Genomic DNA, 9,471 nt, shown 5'->3' with positions numbered 1-9,471 from the left:
GTGGTGCGGCTGGTGCCCCAGGAGACGATCACCGAGCTGCCGCAGGGCTCGCTCGCCGCCGTACCCCTGGAGACCCCGGCGACGACCCGGGAGCCGCGGCGCGCCGGGCCGAGACCGGACGCCGGGCCGGAGCGCGTCCACCGCCCCAGCGCCATCTCGGCGGTGATCCCGGGCCCGAACCCCGCGACGATGCCCCGGGCCCCGTCGGCCACCAGTCCCTCGTCGAAGAGGCGGCGTACGGCGTCGAGGACGACGGCGCTGGCGATGTTGCCGTACTCGGTGAGCGTGCCCCGGCTGAACCGGAATGCCTCCGGCGCCACTTCGAGGAAGTGGCTGAGGTCGTCCAGGATGCGCGGGCCCCCGGCGTGGATGATGTAGAAGTCGAGGCCGGTGGCGTCCCAGCCGTGCTGGTCGGCCATCGTACGGAGGGCGGGGGCCAGCGGCTCCATGGTGGTGGGCACGCGCTTGTCGAGCAGGAAGTGGAATCCGGTGGCGCGCACGCTGTAGGCGATCCAGTCCGTGGTGTCGGGCACGAGGTGCGAGCCGTTGCGCTCCATCGTGATGCCGGTACCGCCCTCGCCCCGTACGACGGCGGCGGCGACCGCGTCGCCGAACAGGCCGTTGGAGAGCAGGGATCCGACCCCGAGGTCCGTCGGCTGGTAGCAGAGCGAGCAGAACTCGCAGGCGACGATGAGCACATTGCTGCCGGGGTAGGCCCGGCAGAAGTCGTGGGCCCGGTTGATGGCGGCGCCGCCCGCCGCGCAGCCGAGCTGCGCGATCGGGAGCTGGCGGGTGTGGCCCGGGAAGTCCATGGTGTTGATCAGCCAGGCGGTCAGCGACGGCATCATGAAGCCGGTGCACGAGACGTAGACGATCATGTCGATGTCGGCGGGGCGCAGCTCGGCATGGTCGAGGGCGCGCCGGATGACCGCGGGCACGCGCCGCTTGGCCTCGGCCTCGTACAGCATGTTGCGGTCCTCGAAACCGGGGTGGCGCAGCGTGTCCTCGATGGGCTGGACGATATGCCGCTTGGCGACCCCGGTGTTCTCGATCAGCCGCAGCGCGAGGGGCAGTTGCGGGTGGTCGGCGTGGAGCGAGCGCGCGAGGGCGAGCGTGTCCTCCATGGTGATCACATGTTCGGGAACCGAGACCGCGGGTTTGCACAGAGTCGCCACGACGCGCTCTCTCCTTCATTCGTGTTCGCTGTGAACTGGGGCCCACATTCGGGGCTGGGCCACCGCCCCGCAACCTGGGAGAAACAGGTGGCAGTGCCGACGGACCGCTGGGCCGGGACGGACGGGCGGGTGAACCGAGGAGCCGTCAGGATTCCACGCGCGACTACGGAACGTAGGGAGGCCACATGCGGGATCCCCCGTTCAGGGGGCAGTGGCGCCGTACGGACATCGCCGGGGGCCGGGCGCGGGAGGGATGGTTCCCATGGTCTTCTCGTGGTGTGCGCACCGGGATCCGGCCGGTGCCGGCGGCCGGATCCGGGCCGTCCCCGGCCCTGCCGCGGTCGCCGGTGGACGGCGGTTTCCGACGTTCCGGAAGCCGGACGCGGCCCGGCGTGTCGCCCCGGGCTCCCCGCGCGTCGTCACGGGGGCGGGACGGACGGCGGGGCCGGGGCGCGGCGGGGCCGGCCGGTGATCCTGCTGACGGGGGTCACCGGCACCGTCGGGCGGCTCGTGGCGCGGTCTCTGACCACCGCGGAACCGGTACGGGTGCTCGCCCGCGATCCCCGCCGGGCCGCGGCGTACGCCGGTCCCGGGACGGAGGTGGTGGGCGGCGACTTCGGGGAGCCCGCCTCGTTGGCCGCCGCGCTGGCCGGCGTGCGGGCGGCGTTCCTCGTCACGTCGGATCCGCTCGCGCCCGCCCATGACGAGCACTTCGTCACCGCGGCCCGCCGCGCCGGCGTACACCACGTGGTGAAGCTGTCGGCGCGGGCGGTGACCGAGCCCGACGCCGATGATCTGATCACCCGCTGGCAGCGGAACGCGGAGGAACTGCTCCGCGCCTCGGGTCTGGCGTGGACCCTGCTGCGGCCCCGGGCCTTCATGTCCAACACCCTGCGCTGGGCGCCCTCGATCCGTGCCGAGGGGGTGGTGCGTGCCTTCCACGGCGCCTCGCCCAACGCCACCGTGGATCCGCGTGACATCGCCGAGGTCGCCGCGCTGGCCCTCACCGGCGCCGTGCTCCCGGGCCGCGCCCACTCCCTCACCGGCCCGGCGGCGATCAGCGCGGCCGAGCAGGTGGCCGTGCTCTCCGGGCTGCTGCGACGCCCGCTGCGGCTGGTGGAGCTGACGCGGGAGCAGGCGTACGCGGGCCTGTCGGCCCGCCTGCCGCGTCCGGTGGCGGAGGCGCTGCTGGAGAGCGCCGTACGGCAGGGGGCGGGCGCCAAGGCACGGGTGGAGCCGACGGTGCGGACGCTGCTGGGCCGCCCGGCCCGTCCCTACCGTGCCTGGGCGCGGGACCACCTCGCCGCCTTCGGTGACGGCTGAGGGGCCCGTCGTCCCGGCACGCGCCTTTGCCCGGCAGGTATCACGGGTGCCGGGGCTGGGGTTCCAGGGAGCGCAGCAGCATCGGCAGCGACCGGCGCAGGTCGCGTTCCCAGTAGGCGGGAGCGTGCGTTCCCCGGTAGAAGTGCGTGGTCAGCGGCGTGCCCTGGCGGCGGAGGCGGTCCGCGACCGCGCGGCTCTCCTCGCCCATCAGTGCCTCGGTCGGCGAGATGACGTCCTCGGGGAAGGGCCGCGCCGGATCCTCCAGGCCGGGGATCTCGGGGTCGGGCTCCACGTCCTCGGGGTCGAGCGCGCCGGCCCTGCCGTCACCGCTGGAGAGATAGACCGGGATATGGCGCAGCCGCGGGGCGAGATGGTAGGGGTCGTGCGCCTCCCACGCGTCCCGCTGGGCCACCGGGTCGCCCCAGAGGCGGCGCCAGTCCATCCCCAGGTAGGCCATCGCCGCCCGGACCGCCCGCGGATGGGCCAGCGGGTGCACGAAGCCGCTGTAGCTCGCGACACCGCGGAACAGGCCGGGGTTCCTGACCGCGTACGACAGGGCTCCGAAGCCGCCCTGGGACTCGCCGGCCGCCGCTCGGCGCGTCCCCGCCCCGTAGTGGCGTTCCAGGAGGGGGCGTACCTCGCGCAGGTGGAAGGTCTCCACGGCGCGCGGCCCGTCCTCGGCCGGCCGCCACCAGTCGCTGTAGAAGCCGAACAGCGGCATGGCGGGCATCACGACCAGGGTGTCGCGCAGTTCGGGCAGGTTCTGGATCCTGTACTCGTCGGTCCAGGAGAGAGGGTTCCCGTCGCCGCCGGCCAGCAGGTACAGCACCGGCCACCGGTCACCGGGGCCACGCTCCGCCCAGCCGTCCGGGGTGAGCAGCCGTACCGCGGCGTCCCCCGCCAGCGCCGGGGACCGGACCGTCAGATCGACGAGCCGTTCCCCGGCGGGCCGTTCCGCGATCACCCGCGCGCCGCCGACACGCTCGGTCCGTGTGGTGGCGCCGGCCGGCTGGGCGGCGGGGACGGTGACAGCGGCGGCGCCGAGCGCGCCCGTCGCGAGCAGGGCGGCAAGGGCGTGTCGTAGGGCTCGTGTTCGGGACATGGGCTCTCCTCGTTTCGGTTGTGTGGGAGAGGACGGGCCCGTCCCGGGGAGAAGTTGACCGATATACGTCCGATCCGCCCCGGAGAAAACCCCGAATCACCGGTCCGTGTTGTGGGAGCGCGACGACTGCGGGCAGCATGCCGCCATGGCTTCCCTCGCTCCCGTCGTGCGCCCGTACCGTCCCGAGGACCTGCCCGCGCTGTACGACATCTGCGTACGCACCGGTCACCAGGGCTGGGACTCCCGGCACATCTACCCCGACCACGACCTGCTGCCGAGCATCTTCGCGGCGCCCTACGCCGTGCTGGAGCCGGAGCTGACCTTCGTGGTCGACGACGGCACGGGCCGGGCGGTCGGTTACGTGCTCGGCACCGCCGACACCGCCGCCTTCGTCACGGCGTTCCGTGAGGTCTGGCTGCCGCCGCTGACCGGACGCTACCCGGTGCCGACGAGGCCGGCCCGTACCCCCAGCGAGGAGATGATCGCCCTGCTGCACCGGCCGGAGCGGATGGTCCTGCCCGAACTGGCCGGATACCCCGCGCATCTCCACATCGACCTGCTGCCCGAGGCCCAGCGCCGGGGGCACGGCCGCACGCTGATGCACGCCTTCCTCGGCGCCCTGCGCCACCAGGGTGTCGACGCCGTCCACCTGTGCATGGCCACCGCCAACACCCCGGCGCGCGCCTTCTACGACCGGCTCGGTTTCCGGCCGATCGCGGTGCCGGACCCCGGTTCCGTCACGTATCTCGGGCGTTCGACCACCGTGGACGCGCGTTCCTGACTCCGTGGAGCAGGCCGGTGCGGCCGGGGCCCGCGGTCGCCGCGCCCGGTCACCGGTCCGGCGAGGCGTGCCGCTCCCCCGCCGCGACGCCGTGCGGCGCCACGGCGTCGATCGCCGCCAGGTCCTCGGTGGTCAGTTCGATGTCCGCGGCCTCCGCGTTGTGTTCGAGGTACGTACGCCGCTTGGTGCCCGGGATCGGCACGACGCGCTGGGCGAGCAGCCAGGCGAGGGTGAGCTGGGTGGGGGTGATGCCCTTCGCGTCGGCCAGTTCGGTCACCTTGTGGACGACGGCGAGGTTGGTCCTGATGTTCTCCTGGGTGAAGCGGGGCATCCGGCGGCGGACGTCGTCCGGCGCCAGCTGGTCCCGGTGGGTGATCCGGCCGGCGAGGAAGCCGCGGCCGAGCGGGGAGTACGCGACGAAGCCGATCCCGAGCCCCCGTACGGTCGCCAGCACGTCGTTGTGCTCCACGTCCCGGCTGAACAGCGAGTACTCCGACTGGAGCGCGGTCAGCGGATGGACCGCGTGGGCGCGGCGGACGAGGGCGGGGCTCGCCTCTGAGATGCCGATGTAGCGGACCTTGCCCGCGCTGACCATCTCGCCCATCGCCCCGACGCTCTCCTCGATCGGCACGTCGGGGTCGACGCGGTGCAGGTAGTACAGGTCGATGACGTCCGTGCCCAGGTGGCGCAGTGAGCGGTCGATGGCGCGGTGCGCGTACGCGGCGCTGCCGTTGGGGCCGTGGGGTGTGCCGTCGTCGTCGAACTCGGTGGCGAACTTCGTCGCGATGGTGATCTCGTCGCGCCGTTTCCCGAGGGCGCGGCCGATCAGCTTCTCGTTCTCGAAGGGGCCGTACGCCTCGGCCGTGTCGATGTGGGTGACCCCGAGGTCGACGGCCCGGTTGAGGGTGGCCATCGCCTCCTGTTCGTCCCGCGGGCCGTACCAGACGCTCATTCCCATGGCGCCCAGACCCTCCGCGGAGACGGTGAGTCCCTGGGAGCCGAGTCGTACGGTTCTCATGAGCACGCCCTTTCTCGGTCGGGCCGGAGGCCGGCGGGGCGGGCGGGAGCCCTGTCTCCAGCTTCCACCCCTCGGGGCACTCCGGCACGCCGCGTCCGGTGGGCGGGGCGGTCAGGAACCGCCCTTCTTGACCGCCCCGGTCGCCGCTCCCATGGCAAGACCGGCGACGATCAGCACGACGCTCACATAGATCTCGTAGCCGTCGAAGAGACTCGTCCTGGCGACGAGGGACCAGAGCCGGACCGATCCGTCCGTCAGTTGGTACAGCAGGCCGCCCACGCCCTGGGACAGCAGAACGAAGCAGAGGAATCCGAGAAACGTCTTCACCCGCCCAGGCTAGGAATCGCGCGGCGGGCCGGCCATCGGCCATCGGGCGCGGTGTCCCGGACCAAAGTCGCGGACACCGCGCCCGTGCTCATCCGAAAGTCGCCGCCGGGCGGGCGCCCGGCGGCGCCTCCCCCGTGCCCGGTGCGCTGGCGGCGATCCGGATCTCCGTCCTCCGGGTCACCCCGTTCACCCGGACCGCGAGGGTGACCGTCCCGGGCCGCAGCGCCGTGAGGGTCCCGGTGGCGGGGTCGAGGACCGCCGCGTGGCGGGGCCTCGCGCCCTCGCGGTCGCCGATGCGGAGGTTGAGGGAGCCGGTCCAGTCGGCGCTGAGCGGGAACCCGACGGGGACCGTCCGGGTGCCCTGGGTGACCGTCGCCGACACACGCGCGCTCCGGCCGGGGGCCAGGGTGTCCGGCGTGTCGAGGGTCAGCGCGTCGGTGTGCGCGCGGGTCTGCACGGAGACCCAGTCGGGGCCGCCCTTCCACGGCGCCGACCGGGCGGCGGTCCACTCGCCCCGGGAGACCCGGTCCACCCCGACGAGCGACCAGCCGGTGAAGCCTCCCTCGCCCGGCGGGGCGGCGGGCGCCTTGCCGGAGTTGCCGTTGATCAGATACGGCACGCCGTCCACGCGCGAGGCGTCGAAGACCCCGACGTGGCCGCCGATGAATCCGGCGCCCTTGCCCGTCGTACGGCGGAACTCGGCGAGCCACTGTTCGAGGAGGGCCGCCTCCTTGCGGTCGCCGAGCCGGCTGGCCTGCTGGACGGTCGGATCGCGCGGCGGTACGTGCTCGATCACCATCACCGAGCCGATCCGGTCGTCCCGCGCCGCCGCGTCGAGCTGCTCCCGTACCGCCCTGATCTGGGCGAGGCCACCGCCCCGCAGGGTCAGGGCGGAGGTGTCGAGGGTGAGGAAGCGGGTGCCCCGGTGGTCGAAGACCCGCTGGGCGGGGCCGAACCGTGCCACGAACTCCTTGATGGAGCCGCCCATCACCTCGTGGTTGCCGGGCACGTAGTACCAGGGCAGCGCGTCGCCCAGTTCCTCGGTGAGGAGGGTCCGGGCGAAGTCGAGGTCCGCGGGCGAACCCTCGTCCACCAGGTCGCCGTTGACGACGAGGAAGTCCGGCTTCGCCGCCCTGATCTCGCGCAGGGTGCGGCGGGCCTGGGCCACGATCGCGCTGTCCGGGTCGCGGGCGACGAACTGCGCGTCGGACATCACCGCGAACCGCCAGTCCCGCCCGGCGGTCCCGGCGGCCGTGTCGATCAGCGGGTCGGCGGCGCGCGGCGGCGCGGGCAGGCCGACGTCGGGCGGCACCTGCGCCGTCAGCTCGTCGATGACGACCTCCCCGGTGTACTGCCGGGTGGCCGCGGTCTCCGCGAGGTAGAAGCGGTGGACGGCGAGGGGTGCCGGCGCCCCGGCCGGTACGTCGAAGGTCACCTGCCGCCAGCCGGTCCAGGTGACGTAGGGGCCGCGCAGCAACTGGTCCGAGCCGGCTGCGTCCTTGAGGTGGAGGGTGGGCCAGGCGCCGTTGCCGTCGCCCTTGATCCAGAGCGTGAAGGACTGCGGGCGGCCGGCCACGGTGAGCTGCCGCGGCGGCGTGGCGTAGGCGGCGCGGGTCGCGGTGGACCGGGTGAAGTCGTACCGGAGGGCGAGACCGGTGCCGGTGCGGCCGTCCGGGGTGGCGGCGACGGAGCCGTCCGCCCGCGCCTGGCTGAAGGTCCAGGACGCGGCGTCGTCGAAGCCGGAGACGGGCTCCTCGTCCAGTCCGACGCCGACGGCGAGCGCGGTGCTCACGCCGCCCGCGGTGGCGGTGATCCGTCCGGCACCACCGTCCTTCAGGGCGGTCACGGTGAAGGAGCCATTGCCGTCGTCGGTGACGGAGAAGAGTGCCCGGTCGTAGTCGAGGGTCACGTCGCGGGGTTCGACCGGCGCGCTGGTGCCGTGCGCGTCGAGCCCGACGATGCCGAAGGTGCCGGTGGCGGCGGCGTCCGCGAGCCCGATGCGCGGGGTGGTCGGCTGGAGGCGGGCGAGTGGGCCGAGCACCGTCAGTTCGATGGAGCCGCCGGCGCGGCCGTGTTCGGCCCGTACCCGCGTGGTGCCGCCGGACCGCGCGGTGAAGAGTCCGTCGCGGTCGACCCGGCCCACGGAGGGCCGCAGGGTCCGCCAGCGCGGGTCGCCGGCGGCGGGGCCGTACGTCTCGTCGTATCCGGCGGCCGTCAGACGGCGGGTCAGTCCGGGGAAGACCCGCTCGGGGTGGCCGCCCCGGACGGGGTCGGCGGTGGGGGCGGCGCCCGCGGGGGTGCGGGTCTCCACCCAGAAGCCGGTCAGTCTTCCGCTGCCGTCGGGAGCGGTGAGCGCGAGGCCGTTGGGGACGGTGCGCTCGCTGCCGTCGGAGGGGCTGTTCTCCACGCGCAGCGCGTCGCTGCCCGGTGCGCGGGCGACGAGGGTGGAGGAGCCGCCGCCGTCGAGGTTGAGCGCGCTGTGGGCGCCCGCCCGCTGCATCATCAGGCCCAGTTCGGTGAGGGTCACGCCGCCGCTGTCGGCCTGCCGGCCGTCGACGGTGATCACCCGCATCGTGGCGCCGTCCCGGGAGAAGCCGACGGCGGTGCGGGGCGCGGCGGTGTTGTTGCCCTCGCCCTCGTGGCTCACCGCCTCGCCGTCGACGACGAGGAGTTCACGGCCGCCGACGGCGGTGCGCGGCACGGGCCCGCCGTCGTCGGTGCGCGGCCGGTACTCCAGGGTGACCGGGTCTCCGGGGCGCAGTGCGGCGAGCGCCTCGGCGCCCGCTTCCCTGCCGACCAGGACGGTCGTGCCGGCGGTGATGGGGCCGGTGCCCGGCCGGCCGGTGACGGAGAGGACGCGCCCGTCCCGTACGGCCGCCTCGGCGACCGGGGTCGCGCGGTCGACGGTGAGCGCGCGGTCGGCCTCGCCCCAGCCGGCCGTGTAGGCGCCGATGCCGCCGGCGGGCACGTTCGCGGCGTTGTACGCCTCCAGTGCGCGGGGTCCCGAGGGGAGGGTGACGGTGCCGTCGAAGTAGAGCCGCAGGACGCGTCCGGCGGCTCCGGGGCCGATGCCGATCGCCTGGTGGGCGCCGGGCGCCGGGGAGTGGACGACCGCGCCGTCCGCGATGCCGGGCCCTTGCGGCGCGCCCGTCTCGTTGATGTCGAAGAAGTCCGCGTTGATCGCGGCGACGGTGCGGCGGCCGGGCCCCGGGTCGTGCCGGGCGGCGAGTTCGGAGACCGTGCGGCGGTCCGAGACCTTCCCGGTGGAGAGGTAGTCGGCCCGCGCGCCACCGCCGCCGAGGTCGACGGAGAGGGTGTCGACCCGCAGCCACTTGTCGGATTCGAGCCGGTCGTACGAGGTCAGCCGGACGCCGGGGGCGATCGGCCGTTCCGCGTGGGCCGTCTCGATGCCGTCGGCGTCGGCGACGGACCGTGCGGTGGCGGCCTCTCCGGCGGCCCCGCCGGCCGCGCTCGCGGGCGGTGGGGCGACGGGGCGCAGGATCTCGGCGGCGGTACGGGGGTGCGGATCGGGGGTGGAGTCGGCGGCGGACGGGGCGGTCGCCCCGAAGGTCAGGGCGGTCACGGCCGCACACAGCACGGCGGTCCGCCCGGCGATGCCTGGGCCCACAACTTCTCCTGGATGACGGTGAGTAGACATGGCTGAACGCTGCTTCGCGGACACGCCCAGGATTGCCGTGCACACGCCAATGAACCAGGGGTTCGCGGGAACGATGTGGAGAACACG

At 74.2% G+C, this 9,471-nt stretch carries 7 protein-coding genes; 2 read left to right on the top strand and 5 right to left on the bottom strand.

Annotation, left to right across the window (positions count from 1 at the left end; all coding sequences use genetic code 11):
- A partial coding sequence (locus AB0P17_RS41105; RefSeq protein ID WP_365819846.1) for a type III polyketide synthase occupies window positions 1–1,175 on the bottom strand: 1,175 nt, incomplete at its 3' end.
- Window positions 1,176–1,643: 468 nt separating this feature from the next.
- Between AB0P17_RS41105 and AB0P17_RS41100 the strand changes: the two genes are divergently transcribed.
- Entirely contained in the window at window positions 1,644–2,498 is an 855-nt protein-coding gene (locus AB0P17_RS41100; RefSeq protein WP_365819844.1) for an NAD(P)H-binding protein, read from the top strand.
- 40 nt (window positions 2,499–2,538) lie between these two features.
- Here AB0P17_RS41100 and AB0P17_RS41095 read toward each other — a convergent pair whose 3' ends face one another.
- Window positions 2,539–3,600, bottom strand: coding sequence for an alpha/beta hydrolase family protein (locus tag AB0P17_RS41095; RefSeq protein WP_365819842.1), 1,062 nt, complete (start codon window positions 3,598–3,600; stop codon window positions 2,539–2,541).
- 145 nt (window positions 3,601–3,745) lie between these two features.
- Here AB0P17_RS41095 and AB0P17_RS41090 point away from each other — a divergent pair, with 145 nt between their 5' ends.
- Entirely contained in the window at window positions 3,746–4,381 is a 636-nt protein-coding gene (locus AB0P17_RS41090) for a GNAT family N-acetyltransferase (RefSeq protein ID WP_365819840.1), read from the top strand.
- A gap of 49 nt (window positions 4,382–4,430) precedes the next feature.
- On the opposite strand, the gene AB0P17_RS41085 is transcribed toward AB0P17_RS41090, so the two are convergent.
- From AB0P17_RS41085 to AB0P17_RS41075, 3 genes are all read right to left on the bottom strand, one after another.
- Window positions 4,431–5,399 (bottom strand): aldo/keto reductase, encoded by a 969-nt coding sequence (locus AB0P17_RS41085; RefSeq protein WP_365819839.1) that lies wholly within the window; start codon window positions 5,397–5,399, stop codon window positions 4,431–4,433.
- Window positions 5,400–5,510: 111 nt separating this feature from the next.
- Complete coding sequence (locus AB0P17_RS41080) at window positions 5,511–5,726, bottom strand: hypothetical protein (RefSeq protein ID WP_365819838.1); 216 nt, start codon at window positions 5,724–5,726, stop codon at window positions 5,511–5,513.
- Window positions 5,727–5,814: 88 nt separating this feature from the next.
- Window positions 5,815–9,321 carry a phosphodiester glycosidase family protein gene (locus AB0P17_RS41075; protein ID WP_365819850.1) on the bottom strand — a complete coding sequence of 1,169 codons (3,507 nt, stop codon included), beginning with the start codon at window positions 9,319–9,321 and terminating at the stop codon, window positions 5,815–5,817.
- Window positions 9,322–9,471 lie beyond the last annotated feature (150 nt).

The sequence above is a fragment of the Streptomyces sp. NPDC088124 genome (genome assembly GCF_040685895.1).
Lineage (GTDB): Bacteria > Actinomycetota > Actinomycetes > Streptomycetales > Streptomycetaceae > Streptomyces.
The sequence above is the reverse complement of the archived record's forward strand: the minus strand, read 5'-3'. Positions and strand labels throughout refer to the sequence as shown.

Excerpts from the sequence above, each read along its gene's own strand:
- AB0P17_RS41085 (WP_365819839.1), bottom strand. The coding sequence starts at position 5,399 with ATGAGAACCGTACGACTCGGCTCCCAGGGACTCACCGTCTCCGCGGAG.
- AB0P17_RS41090 (WP_365819840.1), top strand. The coding sequence starts at position 3,746 with ATGGCTTCCCTCGCTCCCGTCGTGCGCCCGTACCGTCCCGAGGACCTG.
- AB0P17_RS41095 (WP_365819842.1), bottom strand. The coding sequence starts at position 3,600 with ATGTCCCGAACACGAGCCCTACGACACGCCCTTGCCGCCCTGCTCGCG.